The organism is Acinetobacter venetianus RAG-1 = CIP 110063 (genome assembly GCF_000368585.1).
GTDB classification, from domain to species: Bacteria; Pseudomonadota; Gammaproteobacteria; order Pseudomonadales; family Moraxellaceae; genus Acinetobacter; species Acinetobacter venetianus.
On record NZ_KB849557.1, the window covers coordinates 1 to 26334 of the forward strand.

The following is a 26334-nucleotide window of genomic DNA, read 5'->3' on the forward strand; positions in this document are numbered from 1 at the left end:
GTTGGGTCATTCACCGTACCTGTTAATGCAGGCGTATTGTCATTGGTAATAATATCATCAATGGTAATAGCTGGAGCTAAACCATCTACTGTTGCTGTTGCAGGATCTGATGTATTCCCTGCTGGGTCTGTCGCTGTTGCTGTAACCTGATCACCATCATTTAACCCAGGATTATCTACTGTCCAGCTACCATCTGGTCCAGCGACAACTTGCACTGTACCCCCATCAGGGAAGGTCACTGTAACAGTCGAACCAGGTTCTGCTGTACCTGTAATTGGATCATTTTCATTAATTGGGTTAATGACTGGAGCATTCGGAGCATCGACATCAACAGAGTAGCTTTGCGTGTCAGTAACTGTACTGCTATTGCCAGCAGCGTCAGTAAACTTAACATTCGCTTCAATTATTTTATCGCTATCAGCTAATAATCCACTACCTGGAACCACAACGCTCCATGTGCCATTGGCAGCATTAACAGTTGCTAAATAACTCACACCATTCACAATTACAGTGACAACAGTAGTAGCAGCATCTGAAGGAATGTTCGTTAAAGTACCAGTAATGGTTACATCACCTGCTGATTCAGCAGCATTCAAAGTATTATCATCAGTAACAGAATCAACTGTAAAACCAACATTGTCTGTATTTGGTGGTGTCGTATCACCGTTATTATTATTGTTATTATCACTTCCGCCACCACTAGCAGCAGCAATAATACCGCCAGCAACCAAAGGAATAGCCCACAACCATGGGCTCATTGATGCATCATTGTATAAAAGTGGTTCTATGGATTGAATAGGTTGAAAAATTACATCTGATACTGGTGCTTCAACAACTTCAGGAAGAGCCGCTGGTGTTTCTTCTAAGTAAACAGCACCTTCATTGTCGGAATCCGCATCTGCATCTGCATCCGCGTCTGCATCCGCGTCACTTTCACCCTCTTTGAATTTAGCCCAAACTAACTGACCGTTTTCATCTTGTATAACAAGACTATTATCAATGTTACTATTTTCATTAAAGAAATTTTGAACAACGATTGTTTCTCCATTTTTTAAAAAAACAATTGCATTCAAACCGTCCTTTTTAATTACGACAATATCCTTTAACGGAACCTTAATTAATACTACAGCAGGCTCAGAAGGTAGAGTTGTAGTATTTTCCATTGTATTAGAAAGGGTTTTATGACTTTCCTTAGAAATTATTTGGATTTCAGACATGGTCGTTATTCCTCTGATTATTTAATAATTCTTGTGTATGTATATTTGGTTGGTTTATTAATCATTTCCTATACCTATTAAAATCTAAATTAAAATTCACTTTTGTTAAACACATCACAAAAAAACTTTACAAAAATGACAACATCATCATAGAAAAAAGGTCAATAAAGTTTTATAACCTAACGTTTTATAAATAAAACTATTTAAATAATTTATTTTTTTTAAACAATAAAGACATTAATAAAATGACCAAAAAAATCACAATTACCCTATACTTTAAAAATCCATATATTATAAAGATATATAAAAAATAATTTATCAGCCAGTAAAAAAATTGATTTTAAAATCACAAAAATAAAACTAAAAAATTGTATTTATTGATTTTTTTAAAAAATATTATTCATTTGCAGCATAACTAAATCTAAAAATTCCCATGTTTTTATTAAATTGTATTTAATATACAATTATCATTTTGTTACACCAAATATCAGATTTATTGATTTATAACAAATAAACTATAAGGAATAAAGATAAAACACAGACTAAAGACTTAAATTAAAAATATCAGTTATACTTATTTTTAATTAATTTAGATTAAGTAAAACCAATAATTAATTATACTAGAAATAAACAAGTTCAATTAAGGAACCAAAATAACTATTTTACTGTTTAGTAAGTTTTAAAACAGAAATAAATTTATTAAAAATTCCAAATAAGAACCTGTTAATTTTAATTAAAAATTTTGTGGATTCTGAAGTCGTTCAACCTCTTTAACTTTTTCCGGATGGTAAATTTCTGTCAATTCATCATCAGACTTAATTGTTGTTATTCGTTCTGGATTATAGATTTTAATAGACTCTTTTCCACTTTCATCTTCACTCACAATATATTTAAAGCCGCGTCTGTTCATTTTATTGCAGAGACGTTGATAGAAGCCTTTTACCCCTTCTGTTTCTTCGTTGGGATTAAAATAAAATGCATTCATTACTGCAGGTAAGCCAAGCCCACAGACCACACCAGACAGTAATACGCTGATAAATGTATATCCAATTAAAATACTGCTGTATGGACTAAGTGCAGGCACATTCGCAACCGCGAGAATCAAAGCAAGCGAAATTCCTCCGCGTACACCACCCCATGAAAGAATCGTTAAACTACCGTTATAGCTTTTATTTCTGAATGACGGAAACAGTGCAAATGCTGCAAAATTTGCAGCAAAGCGTGACAAGTGCAAAATAAGAAAGGCAATAATTCCACCAATAATTAAATTGGCACTTAGATCAAGGATAAAGAGCTCTAAACCTATTAAGGTGAATAAAAAAGAATTTATGATCCCTTCTACAGCATGCCAAAAATGATTGACTTCTCTAATTTCGCGCTGTTCTCTAAACTCTTGCCATTTGTTTCCAACAATCAATCCACCGATTACACAAGCAATTGGTGCAGATGCATGTGCAAATAATGCGACCAAGTAAGATCCACTCGCTAGTAATGCAGTCGTTAGAATCAGAGACTCCATTTCGTGCTTTCCGCGTAAGAGACGCAAAATACCGAAACCAAACGCAAAGCCAATGATGACAGCGACAAAAATCTCGTATAGCAAAGTTTCAATCGTTGCCAATAGAGAGAAATGCTCACCTTGTAAAACTTTAAGCAAAGTCATGAATAAAGCAATACACATTGCATCATTAAATAATGATTCACCTTCAAGCTTAACAATTAAATGATGTGGCGCTCGAATAGAACTCAAAACTCCTTTGATTCCAATCGGATCAGTTGCACCTAAAGCAGCACCGAGTAATAAAAGCACTGACATTGGCACTGAATAACCTACCGCCCATTGGAACAAATAAAGTAGACCAGCATAAATAACTGCACACAAAACTAGTGCAATAGTCGCCAAGATGCTGATTGGTTTCCAATAATTTTTAAGATCAGAAATTTTAAACTTCAATGCAGAAGAAGTAAGAATGAAACAGATAACGCCATTGATGAGGAAGTCATAGAAATCAATTTCACGTACAGCCGATTCAATATTGTGAATATTAATCGTAATAAATTGATTACCATTCAGTAAACTTGCACCCCATTGTAAAATGAAGACAAAAATTGCTGAGACAATGGGTACACCAATTGCTTGAGGAAATCCAAGTACGCGCTTATTGAAGATGGTAGTGGCAATTGAAAGCGTAAAAACAGCGGTCAAAGCTTGTAAAAGAAAGAAATTACCCATGCTACCCCTTGTTATTACTTATCGCGCACAACGATTTTTCCAAATCAAACTGTTTGGATTTCGCGGTGGAATTCGTAACTCATCAATTTATTTACCGTCAATTACTGAAGTAGAGTTTTTATCTAAGACATCTTAGTTCTTATTGAAATAACAAATATGAGTCTATAGATAGACACATCATCTAAGTTCAGTATTTATGACAATTATTTTACTGAACTTTTATTTTTTTATTCGTATAACTTCGGTATGGAAATCAAAAGCAGAACACCTTTGGCTCTGCTTATTTGAATGTATTACACTGATTAATATCACCCGATTTAAGTCCTAGCTCAAACCAATGCATACGTTGTTCACTTGTACCATGAGTAAAACTATCTGGTACGACTTGCCCAGTAGCGCGACGCTGTAAATAATCATCACCAATTTTTTCAGCTGCATCCATGGCTTCCTCAATATCACCTTGCTCCAAGAATTGAGTCCGTTGCTGATTTTGATGTGCCCAAATTCCAGCAAAACAATCAGCTTGCAACTCTAAGCGAACTGAGAGTTGATTGCCCTCGGATTGACTTGCTTGAGAACGAGCTTGTTGTACTTGCCCTGAAATGCCTAATAAATTTTGAATATGATGACCAACCTCATGTGCAATCACATAAGCTTGGGCAAAATCTCCAGCCTGATCTTGTCTAGAAAGTTCAGTTTGATTTTGCTCTCCAGAAATTCCCATCTGCTGACGCATATCTTTAAAAAATGAAGTATCGATATAAACTTTTTGATCTGCTGGACAATAAAATGGCCCCATTGCTGCTTGAGCAGTACCGCAACCTGAACGAACAACGCCACTAAATAAAACCAGTTTTGGTGGTTTATAAGTCATACCAAGCTGTTGAAATACAGGCGTCCAAGTATCCTCTGTATCCGCAAGCACAGTACCGACAAAGTCTCGTGCTTCTCTCTGATCGGCAGTCATATTTTGCGGCTCACTTCCCTGTTGAGCTGATTGTGCATTTGTAACTGCTTGTGTGGCTTGATAAGCCTGTTGAGGATCAACTCCGAAGAATTTCCACGCCACAAATGCCACAACTAAACCAATAATACTAATACCACCCGCTTTTGCTCCGCCACCACCACGACGATCTTCGACATTGGTACTCACTCTACGACCTTTCCAACGCATATCTATTCTCCAATTTATGATGATGACGGTTTTATTTTATGCTTTAGCTTTTGGCCATGCTTTTTTTATTAAACTAACAATAAGCAGCACAATGATACCTGCCGCAAAACCAACACCTAAGTTGATTAATGTAGGGGTTAATGCGCCAATAATCGAACCAAAACTTGGTATCAGTTCTAAATGATCAACAGTTTCTTCAGTGAAATGATGTAACAACGGAATGGTATGGCTAATAATGCCTCCCCCCACTAAAAACATCGCAACCGTACCAACAACAGATAATATTTTCATTAAAACTGGTGCAAAAGCCAGTAAACCACGTCCTATTTTATTCTTAAATTCAGATGCTTGTTGTGTTAAATATAAACCTAAATCATCAATCTTAACGATCATTGCGACAAAGCCATAAACACCAATGGTCATGGCAATTGCAATGACACTTAATACTGACACTTTAGTCATAAATGCTGCTGATGCAACTGTACCTAACGAAATCACCACAATTTCAGCAGATAAAATAAAGTCTGTACGAATCGCACCTTTTACTTTTTCTTTCTCAAATTTTGCTAGATCAACCTCTATTGCTTCTAGATCGGCACTTGCTTCTTCGGCAGTTTTTGCTTTTTTGTGATGTAGCATGTGTACAACTTTTTCTACGCCTTCATAACATAGAAACAAACCACCTATCATTAACAATGGATTAATTAGCCAAGGTGCAACTACGCTAATTAACAATGCTAATGGAACAAGAATGAGTTTATTAACAAATGAACCTTTTGCGACATTCCACACCACAGGAAGTTCACGATCAGCACGAACACCACTGACTTGTTGGGCATTGAGGGCTAAATCATCGCCTAACACACCAGCCGTTTTTTTTGCTGCCATTTTACTCATTACTGCAACGTCATCTAAAATCGTTGCAATATCATCAAGTAATAGTAATAAACCACTCGCCATTTTTATTTCCTAGTTTGTATTTATCTCGCTATTGTAGAATTACTCAATAATTTCACAACATTATTTTAATAAAAGTTGAAGCAATCGCTGACGAAAAAAAATTATTTCCCGTACAATAATGCCAATCTATATATTTATGAAATAACTGAATCTTGGAACATATCATGAGTAATGCTGATCAACGTCCAATCATTTTGACAGGCGACCGCCCTACTGGACAACTTCACCTTGGCCACTTTGTTGGTTCATTACGTTCTCGTGTAGGTTTACAAGACAGTCATCATCAACATCTTTTATTAGCCGATGCCCAAGCACTGACTGATAATGCGGACAATCCAGATAAAGTTCGTAATAACATTCTTCAAGTTGCTTTAGATTATTTAGCGGTTGGTATTGATCCAACTAAAACAACAATTTGCGTTCAGTCATGCTTGCCTGCACTGAATGAGCTCACAATGCTTTATCTTAACTTTGTGACTGTTGCACGTTTAGAACGTAATCCAACCATTAAATCTGAAATTCAAATGCGTGGATTTGAGCGCGATATTCCAGCAGGTTTCTTATGCTATCCAGTCGCTCAAGCTGCTGACATTACTGCATTTAAAGCAACTGTTGTTCCTGTTGGTGAAGATCAAATTCCAATGATTGAACAAACCAATGAAGTAGTCCGTCGTGTAAACCGCCAAATCGGACATGACCTGTTACCTGAATGTAAGGCTTTACTCTCAAATATGGGGCGTTTACCTGGTTTCGATGGTAAAGCAAAAATGTCTAAATCTTTAGGCAATACGATTGTGTTAAATGCTTCTGATAAAGATATCAAGAAAGCAGTCAATGCTATGTACACCGACCCAAACCATTTACGTATTGAAGATCCAGGTCAAGTTGAAGGCAATATCGTATTTACTTACCTTGATGCCTTTGATCCAAATAAAGAAGAAGTTGAAGAATTAAAAGCACATTATCGCCGCGGTGGTTTAGGTGATGGCACAGTGAAAAAGCGTCTTGAAGGTGTGTTAAAAGAATTAATTACACCTATTCGCGAACGTCGTGCTGAATTAGAAAAAGATCCTGATTACATTATGGATGTACTTAAACAAGGTACAGAAAAATGTCGTAATATCACGCAGCAAACTTTAGATGAAGTAAAAGATGGATTAGGCTTATTTAAATTCTAATTTACGTTACTTTTACTCTAAAAAAGCCCACTTGTTGGGCTTTTTTATTTAAACCATTGATTTAAGTTTAATTAAGGAACTTTATAAAAAATCCAGTTACTAACAATTTTTGTCACTTATTAACATCTATTAACAGTAGTTAACATGAATACCTATGAACTTAGTCAGGTTTTTTTATAATATAGCGATGTAGGTTAGGTAACACTAATCTCATGACATTTCTCCTTTCAACCGAAACTGTTTTAAACAGATTCGTTGTTCAACGCAATGACAACCCCAATCATTGCGTTTTTTTTTCGCCTAAAGAATATGTCTGTAATAGGTTGAATTTTACACTTGATACAATTACTCTTATAAATAATTTATTTTTATAAATATTTTTAGAAAAACATAAGAGAACGATTCATGATTTGGGATTTATTAATACACCCGTCAAACATAGTTTTCAGCATTGCATTATTGCTGTGTTTGTTTATTGGCATGCTTGAAGTGATCTTATTGTTATTTGGTGGAAGTAGCAGTTTTATAGATCAATTTTTACCAGATAGTCTAACTGATGTTGATCATGCAGATGTTTCGATTGATCAACCTGAAAACTTATTCACTCAATTATTAGAGTGGCTATATCTAGGAAAAGTCCCTCTTCTCGTTTGGTTAATCATTTTTCTCACTGTCTATGCGCTAACAGGCTTAATTATTCAAGATATTTTCTTTAATATTACTGAACACTATCTTTCTGGATGGATTATTGCGCCTGCATGCTTATTTCTATCAATGCCTATTGTACGTTTCAGTGCAGCGCTTATTTCTAAAATTATTCCTAAAGATGAAACGACAGCCATACATACTGATGATCTGATTGGTCGAACTGCTCAAATCGTTTTAGGTGAAGCTCGACCAAACTCCCCTGCTCAAGCCAAAGTTAAAGATCAATTTGGTCAAACACACTATGTATTAGTTGAACCTGAGCAGGATATTATTTTCCAACAAGGACAAGATGTTATTTTGACACAAAGAACCAAAATTGGTTTTCAAGCTATTGCTAGTTAATTTTATATTTATTACACGAGGGTCTTTAAATGTTTAACTCAGCGCTCACTGAGATTTTAATAATCACAGGTGTTATTTTTGCTGCATTAATTTTTATTGGGGTCATTGTTGCCCGCTTATATACACGTTCTAGTAAAGAGGTTTCTTTTGTTCGTACTGGCTTTGGCGGTGAAAAAGTGATTCTGAATGGTGGTGCAATTGTACTGCCAGTTTTACATGAAATTATTCCTGTAAATATGAATACCTTACGCTTAGAAGTTAAACGTGCGGCAGATCAAGCACTTATTACCCGTGACCGTATGCGTGTCGATGTGATGGCTGAGTTCTATGTCCGTGTTAAGCCTACAGGTGAATCTATTGCGACTGCTGCTCAAACATTGGGTAGAAAAACGATGTCTCCTCAAGAACTAAAAGACTTAGTTGAAGGTAAATTTGTCGACTCACTTCGTGCTGTAGCAGCTGAGATGGCTATGGAAGAGTTACATGAGAAGCGCGTTGACTTCGTACAAAAAGTTCAACAAGTTGTCTCTGAAGATTTATCAAAGAATGGTTTAGAACTAGAAACAGTTTCTCTTACAGGTTTAGACCAAACAAGCTTTAAATTCTTCAATCCACAAAATGCTTTTGATGCTGAAGGTTTGACTAAACTTACAGAAACTATCGAAGACCGTCGTAAGAAGCGTAATGACATCGAACAAGATACTGATCTTGCGATTCGTGCGAAAGATTTAGAAGCAGAACGTAGAAGATTAGAAATTTCTCGTGAAGAAGAATACGCCAAACTGCAACAAGAACGTGAAATTTCGATTCGTAGAGCCGAGCAACTTGCTGAGATCGCATCCCAAGAGGCTGAAAAAAAACGTGAAGCAGAAGAAGCACGTATTGCCGCAGAACGTGAAGTCGATTTGAAAAGAATTGCTGCTGCACGTGATGTCGAGAATGAAAATATTCAAAAATCACAGCTCATTGAAAAAGCTCAAGTTGAGCAGAAGAAAACTATTGAACTTGCTGAACAAGATCGTGCGATTGCAATTGCAGAAAAATCTCGTGCTGAATCAGAAGCCAAAGCACAAGCTGACAGAGCTCGTGCAGAAGCAGTAAAAGCAGAAGAAGAAGTTGTGACTGTACGTGAAACTCAACGTGCAGAACGTCAAAAAGCAGTTGAGTTGGTTGCTGCCAAACAAACAGCGGAAAAAGATGCGATTGCGATTACCGTTGCAGCTGATGCTGGTAAGAAAGCGGCTGCCGATGAAGCTGAAGCAATCCGTATTGCTGCTGAAGCTGAAGCGGAGAAAGTTCGCTTAAAGGCAAAAGGTGAAGCAGATGCGAAAGTATTGCTTGCACAAGCTTTAGAGAAACAATACCAAGTTGATGCTGAAGGTGCGCGTGCAGTCAATGAAGCAGCGAATACACTTTCTGCTGAACAGGTTGAAATGCAAGTTCGTTTAGCAATGCTCAAACACTTGCCTGAAATCATCCGTGAAAGCGTTAAACCAATGGAAAATATCGACGATATTAAAATTCTCCAAGTGAATGGTTTAAATGGTTTTGCAGGTGGAAGCAGTGCATCTGGAGAAGTTACAGAAAATGGTCAAGCATCTTTATCTGACCAAGTGGTGAATAGTGCCCTACGCTACCGCTCGCAAGCTCCACTTATTGATAGCTTAATGAATGAACTTGGCCTACAAGGTGGTGATATTAATGGTCTAACCCAAGGGTTGAAACCAAAGACTGAGTAAGCATTTTGATCTAAAAAGAGCCTTTATTATGAGGCTCTTTTTTATATAAAAAGAAGGAATAAAATGAGAACATATAGTTTTTCAAAGAAGCTTAAAAATATAAAATAATAAATAAATTCAATACTTTATATTTAAAACAAAAGTTAATTTCTTTAAATATGATGATTATGAGTTATGATAAATTCTTTAAAAAGCATTTCAAATGGTTTCAATAGATCTGTGCTACTTCTAATCAATTTATTTCTTATTTTGGATGCCTAATAACAATGAGGGTAAGTTAAAATGGGGAATTTTGTATATCTTGGATTTTATTTATTGGCTTTATTTATCAGTACTTTTTTTGCTTATTTATCATATCGTAAGGCTATGATTAAGTACGAATATAAAATATCTATATTCGCAATTTTGCTTCCAACCGTACTTCTTAACATCTTCTTGATAATTATTGGAACTTTAAGAGGAGAAAGTATTTTTTTCTACTCTCTTATTTTGTTATTAAACATAATAGGCCCATATCTTGCTATAAGGAAAGTAAGTAATTATAAGAATCAAATGTAACCTTTCCCTTTTACATAAGCTATTTTTAATCAATTGGTTCACAATCTCACAAATAGTACTATTTTAAACTGAATTTTTTCTCTATTCCTATGATAATTAATTTGAAGAAAATACTTAGATCTAGAGTTAATAGATTAGATATCAATTTTTATTGATAAAATAAGTCTCTGCATACATCAACAATCTTACCAATAAAAAAAACCCCAATGTCTCCATTGGGGTTTCTTAAAGATTAAAATCTAACGAATTACGCTAAACCTTTCTCTTTTAAAACTTGCAACATAGTTGAACCAAGCTCAGCTGGGCTACGTGTGTAAGCCATTCCCGCACGTTCAAATGCAGCGAATTTCTCTTCAGCAGTACCTTGACCACCAGAAATGATCGCACCAGCGTGACCCATACGCTTACCTTTAGGCGCAGTTACACCAGCAATGTAACCTACTACAGGCTTAGTCACGTTAGATTTGATGAATTCAGCAGCTTCTTCTTCCGCTGTACCACCGATCTCACCGATCATGATGATTGCATCAGTATCTGGATCGTCTTGGAACAATTGAAGCGCTTCGATCTGGTTCATACCTGGGATTGGGTCACCACCAATACCGATACAAGTAGACTGACCTAAACCAAGCTTAGTTGTTTGAGCAACAGCTTCATAAGTCAATGTACCTGAACGTGAGATGATACCAATACGGCCTGGTTGATGGATGTGACCAGGCATAATTCCGATTTTACATTCACCCGGAGTGATCACGCCTGGGCAGTTAGGACCAACTAAACGAGTACCGTTACCGTTAGTTTCTAAGTAGCGTTTTGCTTTAAGCATGTCGATCGTTGGAACACCTTCAGTGATCACAACGATTAGGCCAACACCTGAATCAACCGCTTCAACGATTGAGTCTAAAACGAATGGAGCTGGTACATAGATTACAGATGCATCAGCATTTGTTTCACGTACAGCTTCTTTCATTGTGTTGAATACTGGTAAGTCAAGGTGAGTTGTGCCACCTTTACCTGGAGTAACACCACCAACAACTTTTGTACCGTAGTCTAAAGCTTGTGCAGAGTGGAAAGTACCGTTTTTACCAGTAAAACCTTGTACCAATACTTTAGTGTCTTTATTAATTAATACGCTCATGATTGATACTCCTTACGCTTTAACTGCAGCTACAACTTTTTCTGCGGCATCAGATAAACCGTTCGCAGAAATTAATTTCAAACCTGATTCATCAAGTAATTTAGCACCTAACTCAGCGTTGTTACCTTCTAAACGAACAACAACTGGTACAGTTACATTTACTTCTTGAACTGCTGCAATAATTGCTTCAGCAATCATGTCACAACGTACGATACCACCAAAGATGTTGATTAAAACACCTTGTACAGAAGTATCAGCAAGGATGATTTTGAACGCTTCGATTACGCGTTCTTTAGTTGCACCGCCACCAACGTCAAGGAAGTTTGCAGGCTGACCACCATAAAGTTTAATGATGTCCATTGTTGCCATTGCAAGACCAGCACCGTTAACCATACAACCAATGTTACCTTCTAAAGCAACATAGTTAAGGTCAAATTCAGATGCTTTTAATTCACGCTCATTCTCTTGAGATTTGTCACGTAAAGCAGCAACTTTAGGCAAACGGTAAAGCGCATTAGAGTCGATACCTACTTTCGCATCAACACATAAAATATCGCCATTTTCACGAACTGAAAGTGGGTTAATTTCAAATAATGCAAAGTCATTTTCTACAAATGCTTGGTAAGCAGCGCCCATAATTTTTACAAATTGGCCCACTTGCTTGTCTTTCAAACCTAAAGCAAACGCAACTTCACGTGCTTGGAATGGTTGTAAGCCAACTAATGGATCAACTTCAACTTTGATAATTTTTTCTGGAGTTTCTTCCGCAACTTTCTCGATTTCTACACCACCTTCTGTAGAAGCCATGAAAGTAATACGACGGCTAGAGCGGTCTACAACTGCGCCTAAGTAAAGCTCACGCTCAACTGGGTAAACGTCTTCAGCAACGATGATGCTGTTAACTGGTTGACCATTTGCATCTGTTTGATACGTTACTAAACGAGTACCAATGATGTTGTTAGCGAATTCGATTACGTCTTCTTTTGATTTTGCAACTTTAACACCGCCAGCCTTACCACGACCACCAGCATGAACTTGCGCCTTCATTACTGCGAATTTACCACCAAGCTGTTCAAATGCAGCAACGGCTTCGTCTGCATTTGTTGCCAAGATACCTTCTTGTACTGGCATGCCATATTCTTTCAATAATGCTTTAGCTTGATACTCATGTAAGTTCATTTAGTTACCTACTATGTTGTTTGTAGTGATACAGCCTAGATTTTCTTAAAACCAGACTGCTACATATTGAATAAATGATTGCCTAATATAAGACAATCATCTTCATTCAAAAAAGTGTGGCGAACCACACTTTATGTTTTATTTACGCTTACGTTGAATCGCGTGGATTGCACGACCATCTACAGAAAGCGCCGCTTCATGTACAACTTCAGAGAATGTTGGATGACCAAAAGTCATCAACTGTAAGTCTTCAACAGAAGAAACAAACTCAAGCGCGATCATACCTTGGTGTACGATATCAGATGCATTAGGACCTACAACGTGCATACCTAAAAGACGATCTGTTTTCGCATCAGCAACGAATTTAACAAAACCAGCAGTATCACCCGCAGCTAATGCACGACCATTCACCGCAAATGGGAATTGACCAGCTTTAACTTCGTGACCTTTTTCAGCTGCTTGTTCTTCAGTTAAACCAACCCAAGCTGCCTCTGGATGTGTATAGATAACGCTGATGATTGTGTCGTAGTTTACTTGAGCAGCATGACCGTGAATACGTTCAACTGCCATTACGCCCTCTTCCATTGCTTTGTGTGCAAGCATTGGACCGCGTACCAAGTCACCAATCGCATAAACACCTTCAACAGATGTTTGGCACTGATCATTTACATCAACTAAACCACGTTCAGTGAGTTTAATGCCAGAATCTTCTGCCAATAAACCTTCTGCATATGCTTTACGACCTACACATACGATTAACTTGTCAAAAACTTGTTCTTTGTCTTCGCCAGCTTGGTTATATTTAACTGTTACTTCACGACCATTCGTTTCAGCACCAGAAACTTTCGCACCGATACGAATATCTAAACCTTGTTTTTTCAAGATTTTTTGATATTCCTTTGCCAATGCTTTGTCTGCCATTGGTAAGAATGCATCTAATGCTTCAAATACAACAACTTCTGAACCAAGACGACGCCATACTGAACCAAGCTCTAGACCGATAACACCCGCACCGATCACACCAAGACGCTTAGGAACTTCTGAGAATTTCAATGCGCCAGTAGAATCAACAATTAAGTCTTCATCAACTGGAGCTACTGGAATATTTACCGGTACAGAGCCCGTCGCAAGGATGACGTACTTTGGTTCTAAAACCTGTACATCACCTTCAAACGGTGTAAATTCTACTTTTTTACCTGCAAGTAATTTACCAGTACCTTGTAACCACTCGATACCATTACCTTTAAGTAATTGAGCCACGCCACCAGTCAATTGATCTACAACTTTGTCTTTACGTGCCAACAAAGTATCTAAATCAAATTTAACTTCACCAGTGGTGATACCGTGTTCAGCAAGTTCGTGAACTGTTGCTTCGTAACGGTGAGAAGAGTCAAGCAATGCTTTAGAAGGGATACAACCAACGTTTAAACACGTACCACCTAGAGATGGTTTACCGTTGTGAATACGTTTTTCGATACAAGCAACTTTGAAACCAAGTTGTGCAGCACGGATTGCTGCTTCATAACCACCAGGTCCGCCACCAATAACAACAAGATCAAATTGTTGAGACATTTTTATCTCCAAACTCCCATATAAAGGAACTACTTTATACGGGAGCTAATATTTGTAGTATTAAAGATCAAGAATGAGTTTAGCTGGTTCTTCTAACAATTCTTTAATTGTTACTAAGAAACCTACAGCTTCTTTACCATCGATTAAACGGTGGTCATAAGAAAGCGCTAAGTACATCATTGGCAATATTTCAACTTGACCATTTACTGCCATAGGACGCTCTTGGATTTTATGCATACCCAAGATTGCTGTTTGTGGCTGGTTTAAAATAGGTGTTGAAAGCAATGAACCGAAAGTACCACCGTTGGTGATTGTGAACGTGCCGCCAGTCATATCTTCGATACCCAATTTACCGTCACGTGCTTTGAAAGCATAGTCACGGATACCGTTTTCAACTTCTGCATAGTTCATACGATCGGTATCACGAAGTACAGGAACAACTAGACCACGATCAGAAGAAACTGCTACACCGATGTCATAGAAACCGTGATAAACGATATCGTCGCCATCAATAGATGCATTTACAGCTGGGTAACGTTTTAACGCTTCAGTTGCAGCTTTAACAAAGAAAGACATAAAGCCTAAACGAGCACCATGACGTTTTTCAAAAGCATCTTTATATTGCTTACGCATTTCCATGATTGGCTTCATGTTAACTTCATTGAACGTTGTTAACATTGCAGTTTGTTGTGTAGCTGCCAATAAACGCTCAGCAACACGCTTACGTAAACGTGTCATCGGAACACGTTTTTCGATACGCTCACCAACAGCAACGCTTAATGGTTGTACTGAAGCAGCTGGTTTATGGTTAGCAACATCTTCTTTAGTGATGCGACCACCGCGGCCTGTACCTTGTACATCAGCTGCATTAATACCAGTTTCAGATAATGCTTTACGAACCGCAGGCGCTTGGTTTTGATCAACAGGTTGAGTTGATGCAGCAGCCGCAGGTGCAGACGCAACTGGAGCCGCTTCTGCTGGTGCAGCAGCTTCAGGAGCAGCTGCAGAAACAGCACCAGCTTCGAATTGTGCAATTACTTCATCAGAAAGAACGGTATCGCCTTCATCTTTGATGATTGCTACTAAGCTACCATCAGCTGGAGCAACCACTTCTAAAACAACTTTATCGGTTTCAATGTCACAGATCACTTCATCACGTGATACAGGTTCACCTACTTTCTTGTGCCAAGTAGCGATCGTGCCGTCAGCAACTGACTCTGGGAATACCGGTGCTTTAATTTCGGTTGCCATTATTTAGAATCTCCTGATTGTTCAACTTCAATCGCGAGTGCGTCATTGATAAGCTGAGCTTGTTGTTTTGCATGCAAGTACGGTGAGCCACAAGCAGGTGCGGCAGATGCTTCACGACCAGCATAGCTAATACTAATTTGTTTACCAGATTTAAGAACGTCTTCGTACAAGCGAGGAACAATGAATAACCAAGCACCTTGGTTCTTCGGCTCTTCTTGTGCCCAAACAAGTTCTTTAATGTTCGGATACTCAGCCATAACTTCAGCTAAGCGTTGTTGCGGATACGGATATAATTGCTCTACACGAACGATCGCAGTATTGCTTAAACCAAGCTCACGACGTTTTTCGAGTAAATCGTAATAAACCTTACCACCACAAAGCACTAAGCGAGTTACGTCAGCTTTGTTTATTGGATCAATTTCATCAATCACAGTTTGGAATGTACCGTTTGCTAACTCATCCAGAGTAGAAGTCGCAAGTTTATGACGTAACAATGATTTTGGTGACATTACGATCATTGGCTTACGAATTGGACGAACTGCTTGACGACGTAACGCGTGGAAGATTTGCGCTGGAGTCGTTGGAGTCATCACCTGCATATTGTCTTCAGCACATAACTGTAAGAAACGCTCTAAACGTGCAGATGAATGCTCTGGACCTTGACCTTCATAACCATGTGGTAACAACATTGTTAAACCACAAACACGCTCCCACTTGGTTTCACCCGAAGCGATGAACTGGTCAATTACAACTTGCGCACAGTTCGCGAAGTCACCAAATTGAGCTTCCCAAACGATCAAACTCTTTGGCAGTGTAGTGGAGTAGCCATATTCAAATGCAAGAACAGCTTCTTCAGACAACAAAGAGTCATAAACAGCAATACGTGGTTGGTTTTCTTTAATATGGCAAAGCGGAATATAAACAGAACCATCGACTTGGTTATGTAATTTCGCATGACGATGTGAGAATGTACCACGACCAACGTCTTCACCTGTAATACGAACAAGGAAGCCATCATCTAACAAAGTTGCATACGCTAAAGTTTCAGCTGCACCCCAGTTCAATGGCATTTCACCAGTTTGCATTTTGATACGATCATCAATCACTTTTTGTACTTGACGTTGTAATACAAAACCTTCTGGTAATGTATTCATCGTTTTACCAAGTTCTTTTAAGCGATCAAGCTTGAATGTTGTATCCCAAACGTCAGTATAGTCATGACCTAAGTACGGAGACCAATCAACAAACATTTTCTTGTTTGGTTCGCGAACTAATGCATTTGCAACATGATTACCTGCTTCTAAGTCAGATCGATAACCTTCAATCATTGCATCAGCACTTGCACGATCAAGTACTTTTTCTTGTACCAATTGATCAGCATATAAAGTACGTGTAGTCGCTTTCTTGTTGATGACTTGATACATCAATGGTTGAGTCGCAGATGGTTCATCTGCTTCGTTATGACCGCGACGACGATAACAGAACAAGTCTAAGATGACATCTTTACGGAACTCATGACGGAAGTCATGTGCAATTTGAGTCGCAAAAATTACAGCTTCAGGATCATCACCATTCACATGGAAGATCGGAGCCTGAATCATTTTCGCTACATCAGTACAATATTCTGTAGAACGTGTATCGCGTGGATCAGACGTTGTGAAACCAACTTGGTTGTTAATCACAATATGAACCGTACCGCCCACCGTATAACCACGTGTTTGCGACATTTGGAACGTTTCTTGGTTTACGCCTTGACCAGCAAAAGCAGCATCACCATGAACAATTACAGGAAGAACGTCGTCACCACCAATGTCTTTACGACGAACTTGACGTGCACGAACAGAACCTTCTACAACTGGACCAACAATTTCTAAATGAGATGGGTTAAACGCCAATGCTAAGTGAACTTCGCCACCTGGAGTCATTACGTTTGAAGAGAAACCTTGGTGGTACTTAACGTCACCAGAACCTTTCTTATGTAGGCTCTTCCCTTCGAACTCACCGAAAAGGTCAGCTGGGTTTTTACCCATGATATTCACAAGAAGGTTGAGACGACCACGGTGTGGCATACCAATCACAACTTCTTTACAACCAACAGCACCAGCACGTTGAATGATTTCATTCATCATTGGAATGAAAGATTCTCCACCTTCCACACCAAAACGTTTCGCACCAACGAATTTGTTACCAAGATATTTTTCTAGGCCTTCCGCAGCTGTTAAACGCTCTAAGAAACCTTTTTTCTGATCATTGGTATAGCCAAATTTACCGCGAACACCTTCTAAACGCTGTTGAATCCAACGCTTTTCTTTGGTGTCAACGATGTGCATATATTCCGCACCGATAGAACCGCAGTAAGTTGCTTCCATTGCCTCAACCATTTCAGACAATGTTGCTTCTGCTTTACCAATTGCAAGGTTACCCGTATTGAATACGGTATCCAAATCAGATTTAGTCAAGTTATGAGCAGACAAATCTAAATCAGGAACGTCTTCACGTTTAGCGAGACCTAATGGATCTAATTTAGCTTTTTGATGACCACGATTACGATAAGCAGCGATTAATTGTAATACACCAATTTGGCGACGCTCATGTTCTGTACTAACAGTGCTTTGTACAACAGGTTGAACTCTGTTTGCATTACGACCCAATAAGAGGAATTGCTCACGCACACTACCGTGTGGTTGGTCACCCTTAGGGTATTTATCGAAATATTCTCGCCAATCCTCTGACACTAAGGTTGGTGATGCTAGGTACTGTTCGTAAAGCTCTTCAATATACGCTGCACTATCAGCGGAAAGTTCAGTGTCAAGACGCAATGCGTCAGCAACTTCTTGCATTTTTGGACCCATTTCCTATTGCAAAAAATAATACAGGTTGCCTTTTAAGCAGACCCATGATTCATAGTGCCAAATTGGTAACAAGACACTACTACCCAAGGTTATCCAACCCTGGGACATTATCACTACACATCAGGAGTATTCCCTTTGATGTAACAAATGAGCTATACACCCAGCAATTTAAGGTACATAACTCATCTTTTATACTCGACGACATCGAGCAATTTTTTGCAAATCATTTTAGAAAAATTAAATAAATTTTTAACTTTTCTAAATTGACTTTTACCGAATAATCTGCATAAATCAGTCACAGATATTCCCAATCTAAACTCAAGAATATACTGATTTTTTGCTTTCAGTTACTGGCACAAATGCTAACATGTAATCAAGCTTGGATTGATTTTTTTGACACATACCATCCATAAATCAGCGAAATACACACATCAAATTATATTCTAATATAACGCCCTTTTTATAAAAGTTGCACTCTTATCGACCAAAGTTAAAGATTCTCTACAAATCTCGCACAAATGCTAAGCACACCGATCAAAAAACAAACTCCATAAATTTTTCAATCAGTTTTAACAATCAACAGCAATGATTAAAACAATAATCAAGCACGTCAATTCATAAAAATCATCAAATAAAAAAACGGGAGTTTCTTACGAAACTCCCGTTTCTAGAAACAAACTGAATTAACCAGCTTGATCCAACAACATGTTACGAATGTGACCAATTGCCTTCGTTGGGTTTAACCCTTTTGGACATACTGATACACAGTTCATGATGCCTTTACAACGGAATAGAGAGAATGGGTCATCTAAACGAGCCAAACGCTCTTGAGTCGCTGTATCACGAGAATCGATGATGAAACGATATGCATTCAATAATGCAGATGGACCTAAGAATTTATCAGGGTTCCACCAGAATGATGGGCATGAAGTTGAACAACATGCACAAAGAATACATTCATATAAACCATCTAAGTGTTCACGTTCTGCTTGAGACTGTAAACGCTCTTTCGCCGGTGCAGGCTGATTATTAATCAAGAACGGTTGAATCTTGTCATATTGATCATAGAACTGGTTCATGTCCACAACCAAGTCTTTTACAACTGGTAAACCAGGTAAAGGACGGATCACAATCTTCTCTGGTAAATCGTTCAAGTTCCACAAGCACGCTAAACCATTTTTACCATTGATGTTCACACCATCCGAACCACAAATACCTTCACGGCAAGAGCGACGGAATGTTAATGATTCATCTTGCACTTTCAACGCAAGTAACGCGTCAAGCAACATACGATGCTTGTCTGTTAACTCAAGTTTGAAAGTTTGCATGTACGGCGCTTTATCCTTATCAGGATCGTAGCGGTAGATTTCGAATGTACGAGTGCCTCTACTCATCTTTGTTCTCCCGATTAGAATGTACGTGGTTTAGGTTCAATTGCTTCAACCGTTAATGGACTGAAACGTACTGGCTTATATTCAAGACGGTTGTCTGATGAATACCATAATGTATGTTTCATCCACTCATCATCACGGCGACCGTAAGAATAAGTTGGGTGATCAGGTGCTAACTCATAGTCAACAACTGTATGCGCACCACGACATTCTTTACGAGCAGCAGCCGAAATCAAAGTCGCCTTCGCAACTTCATATAAGTTTTCAACTTCTAATGCTTCAACACGCGCTGTGTTAAATACTTTAGATTTGTCTTTCAAATGAATGTTACGAACACGCGATTCAATCGCAAGGATTTCTTTCACACCTTTGTCAAGCAATGCTTGAGTACGGAATACACCAGCGTGATCCTGAACGATATCACGGATTGCATCAGCAACTTCTTGTGCGTTTTCACCCGTCGTTGAATCATCAAGCTTACGGATACGCGCTAAAGTATTAACTAAGACATCAGTTGGAAGCGGCGCATAATCATCGCCATGATGCTTAGTTACATAGTCGATAATGTGCTCACCAGCTGCTTTACCAAATACAACAAGGTCAAGTAATGAGTTAGTACCTAAACGGTTTGCACCATGTACAGATACGCAAGAACACTCACCAATCGCGTAGAAACCTTTTACAGGTTTCACATAATCACGCGTACCTTTATAAGAATACTCTTTAGTATCTTTATCATAGTGAGCAGAGAATTCACCCTCTTCAACACCATGTGGTACAACAACTTGACCATGAATATTCGTCGGAATACCACCCATTTGATAATGGATTGTTGGTACTACTGGAATTGGTTCTTTAGTACAGTCAACGTTTGCGAACTTCTTACCAATCTCAAATACAGATGGAAGACGTTTCATAATCGTCTCAGCACCTAAGTGAGTCATATCAAGCAAGATATAATCCGCTTTAGGACCACAGCCACGACCTTCTTTAATCTCTTGGTCCATTGAACGTGATACGAAGTCACGTGGTGCCAAGTCTTTTAAAGTTGGAGCATAACGTTCCATGAATGGTTCGCCGTCTTTGTTACGAAGGATACCACCTTCACCACGACAACCTTCAGTCAACAATACACCTGCGCCCGCAACACCCGTTGGGTGGAACTGCCAGAACTCCATATCTTGTAATGGAATACCAGCACGAGCAGCCATACCAAGACCGTCACCAGTGTTGATATAAGCGTTGGTTGATGCACGATAAACACGACCAGCACCACCAGTAGCAAACAATGTCGCTTTCGCTTGGAATACGGCAATGTTACCAGTCTCTTGGTCAATTGCAGTCACACCAAGAACATCACCCGCTTCGTTACGGATCAAGTCTAGTGCAATCCATTCAACGTAGAACTGAGTACCCATTTTTACGTTGCTTTGATACAAAGTATGGAGCAATGCATGACCAGTACGGTCAGCAGCAGCACAAGCACGTGGAACAGCTTTTTCACCGTAGTTTGCAGAGTGACCACCGAACGGACGCTGATAGATCGTACCGTCTTCATTACGGTCAAAAGGCATACCTAAGTGTTCAAGCTCGTAAACAACTTTTGGTGCTTCACGAGTCATGAACTCGATTGCATCCTGATCGCCTAACCAGTCAGAACCCTTAACGGTGTCATAAAAGTGATAGTGCCAGTTATCTTCTTGCATGTTTCCTAACGACGCACCAATACCACCTTGAGCAGCAACTGTATGCGAACGTGTTGGGAATACTTTGGTCAATACCGCAACTTTTAAACCAGCTTGAGCAAGTTGGTAAGCAGCGCGCATACCAGAACCACCACCACCAACAATAACTGCGTCGAAAGTGAGGTTTTGAATATTTGAATAATCTTCTTTAGGGTTAATTGCGCCCATGATCTCTTCCTATCAATTTGCCCAGAAAATCTGGATACCCCAGATTGCGTACACGATCACTGAAATAATGACAGCAGAAGTAAGTACAAGGCGTAAACCTGAAGCTGAAGGACCCATTTGACGAGTCGTTACATAATCAGTAAAGACTTGCCACATACCAATCCAAGCATGTGCAACGAGCGATAATACTGCTAATAAAGAAAAGATCTTCATTGGCAATGTCAGCATAAAGCCTGCCCATTGTTCGTAACCAAATCCACTGTTACAAAGGATCCAACCGAACATAACAACAGTGTATGCAGCTAACACTACAGCACTGACACGCTGGATGTACCAATCGCGAGAACCTGAACCTGTTAAACCTGTAGCACTTTTCATCAGAACATAATCCATACGAATGCTGCGACAATACCAACCGCAGACAAGATCAATGAAATTGTAGCTGCGATACGACCGCTTTGTAATTCTTCAGCAAAACCGATGTCAGCAAGCAAGTGCTTGATCCCTGCGATAAAGTGGAAAATTAAACCTGCTACAAATACCCATACGATGAAACGTACAAGGATATTTCCGAAAACGACATTTTTAACGTAGTCAAATCCTTCTGGTGAAGATAAAGATTTATCCAAAATCCATAAAAGAACTGCGACTAATAAGAAAACGATTACACCTGATAGACGGTGTAGAATTGATGCAATAGCCACGGGTGAGCGTAAATTTACCGCTAACACCTGACCCATGGACAAATTGACAGGTCTGTTGCTTTTCACAGCGGGCATCCTGTAGGTAGAAACTCCAACTGGAGTTTGTTTGAATTAATTCAAAGGAAAGCTGGCATTGTTAGGCAAGCACAGCACATGCCTAACCTATATAACGACACCGAATTATAAAACGTGAAATATCAAAATACAAACAATCAGCTTTCGCTTTAGTCTAAAAAATCAATAAATAAGAATCATTCACAAAAACTTTCAAAATCAACATTATGAATTCAACCCACCAAAAAAAATATACCACTGTTTTTTATAGTAAAAATTATTTATGTATTTCCTCGATAAGCAATTAAGTAGCAAAAAAAATCTTTATAAAAAACCTAAAAAAGTCGACTGACATGACCATATAAAGGTTAAATTTGAATGTTTAATGACATAGCCAAAAAGAATACCCCACATTTATATATTAAATATAAATACCTGATAAATTATTTAAAAAAGTTAAACTTCCAAAAAACCACCTGTTATTTTTTAACCAGTTGATCGCACCACAATGAGTCAAATAACAACCAAGACTTCTCTACTCTTGATTAAATTTTAATATTTAATTAAATCTAAGCCGTGAGATATATAGGGTTTCAGGCCTTTTATATAAATTAGTCAGTCATTGGCAAAAAATACCGAGATAAAAAATTTACTTACAATTGTACTGGCGCTTCACTTTTTTTATGCACCTAAAACCTGATTTGACATATTATACTCGACCGGTGCTGTGATTTTACTCAATTTTTTCGTTGATACTGAATGACTCATTGACTTTAAGAACGTCATTTTTTATCCCTAAGTATAATTGACAAAATTCTAGTAGCCACTAATCTTATAGCAAATTTTGACACCGTCTGATTCGCACATGACAAGATTAGGATTTCGAGTCAGATAATCATTCACCAGGACAGGAGATCTATTGAATGTCTGCAGCAACTGGCAAAAAAGCCGTATTACAGCTTGATGGCAAAGAAATTGAATTACCAATTTACAGCGGCACATTGGGCCCAGATGTAATTGACGTTAAAGATGTATTGGCATCTGGTCACTTTACTTTCGATCCTGGTTTTATGGCGACAGCTGCTTGCGAATCTAAGATCACATTCATTGATGGTGACAAAGGTGTGTTATTGCACCGTGGCTATCCAATTGATCAATTAGCGACTCAAGCAGACTATTTAGAAACTTGCTACTTATTATTAAATGGCGAGCTTCCAAATGCTGAACAAAAAGCAGAATTTGACGCTAAAGTACGTAACCATACAATGGTTCACGATCAAGTAAGCCGTTTCTTTAATGGTTTCCGTCGTGATGCTCACCCAATGGCAATAATGGTTGGTGTTGTTGGTGCTTTATCTGCGTTTTATCACAACGGTTTAGATATCGAAGATATCAACCATCGTGAAATTACTGCAATTCGCCTAATTGCTAAAATTCCTACGCTTGCAGCGTGGAGCTACAAATATACAGTAGGTCAACCGTTCATTTACCCACGTAATGACTTAGGTTACGCAGAAAACTTCTTACACATGATGTTTGCTACACCTGCTGATCGTGATTACAAAGTAAATCCTATCCTTGCTAAAGCAATGGATCGTATCTTCACACTTCATGCTGACCATGAACAAAATGCATCGACTTCTACAGTTCGTCTTGCAGGTTCAACTGGCGCAAACCCTTACGCTTGTATCTCTTCAGGTATTTCAGCACTTTGGGGACCTGCGCATGGTGGTGCGAACGAAGCCGTTCTTAAAATGCTTGATGAAATTGGTAGCGTTGAAAACGTTGCTGAATTCATGGAAAAAGTGAAGCGTAAAGAAGTTAAACTCATGGGCTTCGGTCACCGTGTTTACAAAAACTTCGACCCACGCGCTAAAGTAATGAAGCAAACTTGTGACGAAGTTCTTGAAGCTCTAGGTATCAATGATCCACAGCTTGCTCTTGCGATGGAACTTGAGAAAATTGCATTGAACGACCCGTACTTCGTAGAACGTAAACTTTATCCAAACGTTGACTTCTACTCAGGTATCATACTAAAAGCGATTGGTATCCCAGTCGAAATGTTCACTGTAATCTTCGCACTTGCACGTACTGTTGGTTGGATCAGCCACTGGTTAGAAATGCACGCGTCACCATACAAGATTGGCCGTCCACGCCAACTTTATACTGGTGAAACACAACGCGATATCAAACGTTAATTTTCTAAGTAAAGTTAATGTTAAAAAAGCTGCCATTTGGCAGCTTTTTTTATTTCAACTATAACGATTTATGGAAAACTTAACGTCCCCAATCTGTCATTTGCGCATAAGGCTCTACCAGTTTAATGCGCTTCACGTTTTCTCTTTCAATTTTAGACAATCTTCCTTCTACATTTGTATAACAAGGCATATACCAATCATACAATGCAAATGTATTTGCCCATTCCTTGGTTTTAAACGCGTAACCATGACGTGCATAGATCTCATTACGCATATATTCCAACTCACCTCTCGCGACCTGCAAATCCCCATCTTTTAATAGTCGAGTGGATGTTTCAGGGAAATCTCCCTGCCCTTTTGCATACTTGCACTGTTGAGCATCCAAGCTAAAAAATTTCGGCTTTACAGATTTACTTGTAGGCAACCATTGCGCCTCAATAGGTGCAGCATTACTTTTGAACTCTAAAATAAACTTACCAATGTCAGCACCTTGACCGACTTCATTCAAGATTAGTTTATAACTCGTATCCGTGGCTTGCATATTGCCTTTAAAATTTGTTTGCTTACCATTTAACAAACTATAACCAGAGACATCTGTACCATTTTGCTGGAAAAACAATGAAATTTTTTGTTCATCGTTATACAAACCAGTCCATGAAGGTGCAATCTGCATCGTTTGAGCGAAGGAAAAAGTACTCGTTGCCAAACCAACAGTTAAGATCAATAATTGTTTAAAATTTTGCATGTAGATATTCTCGTTCAACTAAAATTATTTCGTTTTTTGAATACCATACCATAATAGTGATCACTTTTTATGTGGAAAAGCCTAAATCAATTTTTACAAATTTTGAGCATTTTAATATTCAGCTATTTATGCTGGCTTATGATTGAAATTTGCCTGAATTATTTTCCTTGGTCTGATCACACCAATTTTTTGGTATTAAAACAAGATGTCGTCAACACCCAACCTTGGCGAATTGGCTTTCAGATGCATGTCATCACAAGTAGCTTTGTTTTATTAGCAGGTTTTACACAGTTTTCTCGAACCATTCGTCGAAATCTACCCCGTTTACATCGTTATGCAGGCTGGCTCTATATCATCGCCACACTTGGATTTGCCTTACCGAGTGGATTTATTCTTGCATTTTCAGCCAATGGTGGTCTTAGCACTCAAATCTGCTTTGTTGTTTTGGGATTACTTTGGGGGTGCAGTACCGCCTTAGCGCTATATTTCGCTATGCATAAACAATGGCTAAAACATCGTAACTGGATGATTCGAAGCTTTGCGCTTGCTCTATCAGCATTGAGCCTAAGAACATGGAAGCTCATTTTATATGAGTTACAACCGTATTTTGATTGGCTCACACCACTGCATATTTACCAACTTGAAGCTTGGCTTGGATGGACAATTAATCTATTAATTGCGGAACTCATCATCTATCGATTAGCAAAAAAGACAAAATCCAATTAAATTTCATCTTCCTCTAAAGCACGCAATAAATTGGAACTAATTCCATCTGCCCGCAACCAAGCCAACTCATAACTCGCTTTAGCAAGTGCAAGAACACGGCGCTCAAACTCATCCCAAACAGGTTTCACTTGCTTATCGTGAATACCTAAACCGCTTTCATGCGCTAAGTGTTTATTCTTTTCACAAATTTTTAGAGCATGATACAACTTACGACCTTTACTGGCATTTTCCAAAATACGGATATGCTTACCATGAATAAAGCCTTCGACATGTTGAAGATTTGCATTTGGCAATAACGGGACTAAGATCTGATCCAATTGCGCATCTAAACGCTTCCAAACCATTAAGCGTTGGTCAGGTGTGTAAGTATTCCATTGAATCACTTCATGATTGAAACGACGACACCCTCGACAAACTAGATCACCAAATACCGTTGAACAACGCCCTGCACATGGGGTTAATGATGGAATTCGACGATCATTACTCAAAACCAACTCCTTTA

General features: G+C 38.6%; 20 protein-coding genes. 5 read left to right on the forward strand and 15 right to left on the reverse strand.

All coding sequences use genetic code 11. The annotated features are described in order from the left end of the window. The 4 genes from F959_RS01540 to F959_RS01555 form a co-directional block, all read right to left on the reverse strand. Positions 1-1217 (reverse strand): BapA/Bap/LapF family prefix-like domain-containing protein (locus F959_RS01540; RefSeq protein WP_004876917.1); only part of this gene is annotated, 1217 nt, incomplete at its 3' end. Positions 1218-1950: 733 nt separating this feature from the next. Next, positions 1951-3450: a cation:proton antiporter gene (locus F959_RS01545; RefSeq protein WP_004876920.1), complete on the reverse strand. Its 1500-nt coding sequence runs from the start codon at positions 3448-3450 to the stop codon at positions 1951-1953. 280 nt (positions 3451-3730) lie between these two features. Continuing rightward, a complete protein-coding gene (ypfJ, locus tag F959_RS01550) occupies positions 3731-4624 on the reverse strand; it encodes a KPN_02809 family neutral zinc metallopeptidase (protein ID WP_004876923.1) in 894 nt (297 codons plus the stop codon). 36 nt (positions 4625-4660) lie between these two features. Further along, positions 4661-5584, reverse strand: a complete 924-nt coding sequence (locus tag F959_RS01555; protein ID WP_004876925.1) for a DUF808 domain-containing protein — start codon at positions 5582-5584, stop codon at positions 4661-4663. Positions 5585-5748: 164 nt separating this feature from the next. Between F959_RS01555 and trpS the strand changes: the two genes are divergently transcribed. From trpS to F959_RS01570, 3 genes are all read left to right on the forward strand, one after another. Next, positions 5749-6762 (forward strand): tryptophan--tRNA ligase, encoded by a 1014-nt coding sequence (gene trpS, locus F959_RS01560; protein ID WP_004876928.1) that lies wholly within the window; start codon positions 5749-5751, stop codon positions 6760-6762. Positions 6763-7167: 405 nt separating this feature from the next. Then, positions 7168-7812, forward strand: coding sequence for a YqiJ family protein (locus F959_RS01565; RefSeq protein ID WP_004876930.1), 645 nt, complete (start codon positions 7168-7170; stop codon positions 7810-7812). A gap of 29 nt (positions 7813-7841) precedes the next feature. Then, entirely contained in the window at positions 7842-9551 is a 1710-nt protein-coding gene (locus F959_RS01570; RefSeq protein WP_004876933.1) for a flotillin family protein, read from the forward strand. 805 nt (positions 9552-10356) lie between these two features. Here the strand turns inward: F959_RS01570 and sucD are convergent. From sucD to sdhC, 9 genes are all read right to left on the reverse strand, one after another. Continuing rightward, complete coding sequence (gene sucD, locus F959_RS01580; RefSeq protein ID WP_003655479.1) at positions 10357-11247, reverse strand: succinate--CoA ligase subunit alpha; 891 nt, start codon at positions 11245-11247, stop codon at positions 10357-10359. Positions 11248-11259: 12 nt separating this feature from the next. Then, positions 11260-12426, reverse strand: coding sequence for an ADP-forming succinate--CoA ligase subunit beta (sucC, locus tag F959_RS01585; RefSeq protein ID WP_004876938.1), 1167 nt, complete (start codon positions 12424-12426; stop codon positions 11260-11262). 138 nt (positions 12427-12564) lie between these two features. After that, positions 12565-13998: a dihydrolipoyl dehydrogenase gene (gene lpdA, locus F959_RS01590; RefSeq protein WP_004876939.1), complete on the reverse strand. Its 1434-nt coding sequence runs from the start codon at positions 13996-13998 to the stop codon at positions 12565-12567. A 60-nt stretch (positions 13999-14058) separates the two neighbouring features. Beyond that, entirely contained in the window at positions 14059-15249 is a 1191-nt protein-coding gene (odhB, locus tag F959_RS01595) for a 2-oxoglutarate dehydrogenase complex dihydrolipoyllysine-residue succinyltransferase (protein ID WP_004876942.1), read from the reverse strand. Then, on the reverse strand, positions 15249-18089 hold the full coding sequence (locus tag F959_RS01600; protein ID WP_004876945.1) for a 2-oxoglutarate dehydrogenase E1 component: 2841 nt from the start codon (positions 18087-18089) through the stop codon (positions 15249-15251). Before F959_RS01600 ends, odhB begins: the two co-directional genes overlap by 1 nt. A gap of 695 nt (positions 18090-18784) precedes the next feature. Beyond that, positions 18785-19495, reverse strand: coding sequence for a succinate dehydrogenase iron-sulfur subunit (locus F959_RS01605; protein WP_004664446.1), 711 nt, complete (start codon positions 19493-19495; stop codon positions 18785-18787). 14 nt (positions 19496-19509) lie between these two features. Then, positions 19510-21405 (reverse strand): succinate dehydrogenase flavoprotein subunit, encoded by a 1896-nt coding sequence (gene sdhA / locus F959_RS01610; RefSeq protein WP_004876946.1) that lies wholly within the window; start codon positions 21403-21405, stop codon positions 19510-19512. A 12-nt stretch (positions 21406-21417) separates the two neighbouring features. Then, on the reverse strand, positions 21418-21783 hold the full coding sequence (gene sdhD / locus F959_RS01615) for a succinate dehydrogenase, hydrophobic membrane anchor protein (RefSeq protein WP_004876948.1): 366 nt from the start codon (positions 21781-21783) through the stop codon (positions 21418-21420). Continuing rightward, the gene (sdhC, locus tag F959_RS01620; protein ID WP_023014208.1) at positions 21783-22184 is read right to left on the reverse strand and encodes a succinate dehydrogenase, cytochrome b556 subunit; all 402 of its coding nucleotides are present in this window, start codon (positions 22182-22184) and stop codon (positions 21783-21785) included. Before sdhC ends, sdhD begins: the two co-directional genes overlap by 1 nt. A gap of 902 nt (positions 22185-23086) precedes the next feature. Between sdhC and gltA the strand changes: the two genes are divergently transcribed. After that, complete coding sequence (gene gltA / locus F959_RS01625) at positions 23087-24361, forward strand: citrate synthase (protein WP_004876951.1); 1275 nt, start codon at positions 23087-23089, stop codon at positions 24359-24361. A 79-nt stretch (positions 24362-24440) separates the two neighbouring features. On the opposite strand, the gene F959_RS01630 is transcribed toward gltA, so the two are convergent. Next, complete coding sequence (locus F959_RS01630; protein ID WP_004876952.1) at positions 24441-25106, reverse strand: YARHG domain-containing protein; 666 nt, start codon at positions 25104-25106, stop codon at positions 24441-24443. Positions 25107-25175: 69 nt separating this feature from the next. Here F959_RS01630 and F959_RS01635 point away from each other — a divergent pair, with 69 nt between their 5' ends. Then, complete coding sequence (locus F959_RS01635; RefSeq protein ID WP_017196636.1) at positions 25176-25832, forward strand: DUF2306 domain-containing protein; 657 nt, start codon at positions 25176-25178, stop codon at positions 25830-25832. Here the strand turns inward: F959_RS01635 and F959_RS01640 are convergent. Further along, the gene (locus F959_RS01640; protein ID WP_029424821.1) at positions 25829-26320 is read right to left on the reverse strand and encodes a DUF1289 domain-containing protein; all 492 of its coding nucleotides are present in this window, start codon (positions 26318-26320) and stop codon (positions 25829-25831) included. The genes F959_RS01635 and F959_RS01640 overlap by 4 nt on opposite strands. Between the last annotated feature and the right edge of the window lie 14 nt (positions 26321-26334).

What these genes read in the sequence shown, in the direction of transcription:
- F959_RS01545 (WP_004876920.1), bottom strand. Translation starts at nt 3,450, where the DNA reads ATGGGTAATTTCTTTCTTTTACAAGCTTTGACCGCTGTTTTTACGCTT.
- ypfJ (WP_004876923.1), bottom strand. Translation starts at nt 4,624, where the DNA reads ATGCGTTGGAAAGGTCGTAGAGTGAGTACCAATGTCGAAGATCGTCGT.
- F959_RS01555 (WP_004876925.1), bottom strand. Translation starts at nt 5,584, where the DNA reads ATGGCGAGTGGTTTATTACTATTACTTGATGATATTGCAACGATTTTA.
- trpS (WP_004876928.1), top strand. Translation starts at nt 5,749, where the DNA reads ATGAGTAATGCTGATCAACGTCCAATCATTTTGACAGGCGACCGCCCT.
- F959_RS01565 (WP_004876930.1), top strand. Translation starts at nt 7,168, where the DNA reads ATGATTTGGGATTTATTAATACACCCGTCAAACATAGTTTTCAGCATT.
- F959_RS01570 (WP_004876933.1), top strand. Translation starts at nt 7,842, where the DNA reads ATGTTTAACTCAGCGCTCACTGAGATTTTAATAATCACAGGTGTTATT.
- sucD (WP_003655479.1), bottom strand. Translation starts at nt 11,247, where the DNA reads ATGAGCGTATTAATTAATAAAGACACTAAAGTATTGGTACAAGGTTTT.
- sucC (WP_004876938.1), bottom strand. Translation starts at nt 12,426, where the DNA reads ATGAACTTACATGAGTATCAAGCTAAAGCATTATTGAAAGAATATGGC.
- lpdA (WP_004876939.1), bottom strand. Translation starts at nt 13,998, where the DNA reads ATGTCTCAACAATTTGATCTTGTTGTTATTGGTGGCGGACCTGGTGGT.
- odhB (WP_004876942.1), bottom strand. Translation starts at nt 15,249, where the DNA reads ATGGCAACCGAAATTAAAGCACCGGTATTCCCAGAGTCAGTTGCTGAC.
- F959_RS01600 (WP_004876945.1), bottom strand. Translation starts at nt 18,089, where the DNA reads ATGCAAGAAGTTGCTGACGCATTGCGTCTTGACACTGAACTTTCCGCT.
- F959_RS01605 (WP_004664446.1), bottom strand. Translation starts at nt 19,495, where the DNA reads ATGAGTAGAGGCACTCGTACATTCGAAATCTACCGCTACGATCCTGAT.
- sdhA (WP_004876946.1), bottom strand. Translation starts at nt 21,405, where the DNA reads ATGGGCGCAATTAACCCTAAAGAAGATTATTCAAATATTCAAAACCTC.
- sdhD (WP_004876948.1), bottom strand. Translation starts at nt 21,783, where the DNA reads ATGAAAAGTGCTACAGGTTTAACAGGTTCAGGTTCTCGCGATTGGTAC.
- sdhC (WP_023014208.1), bottom strand. Translation starts at nt 22,184, where the DNA reads ATGCCCGCTGTGAAAAGCAACAGACCTGTCAATTTGTCCATGGGTCAG.
- gltA (WP_004876951.1), top strand. Translation starts at nt 23,087, where the DNA reads ATGTCTGCAGCAACTGGCAAAAAAGCCGTATTACAGCTTGATGGCAAA.
- F959_RS01630 (WP_004876952.1), bottom strand. Translation starts at nt 25,106, where the DNA reads ATGCAAAATTTTAAACAATTATTGATCTTAACTGTTGGTTTGGCAACG.
- F959_RS01635 (WP_017196636.1), top strand. Translation starts at nt 25,176, where the DNA reads ATGTGGAAAAGCCTAAATCAATTTTTACAAATTTTGAGCATTTTAATA.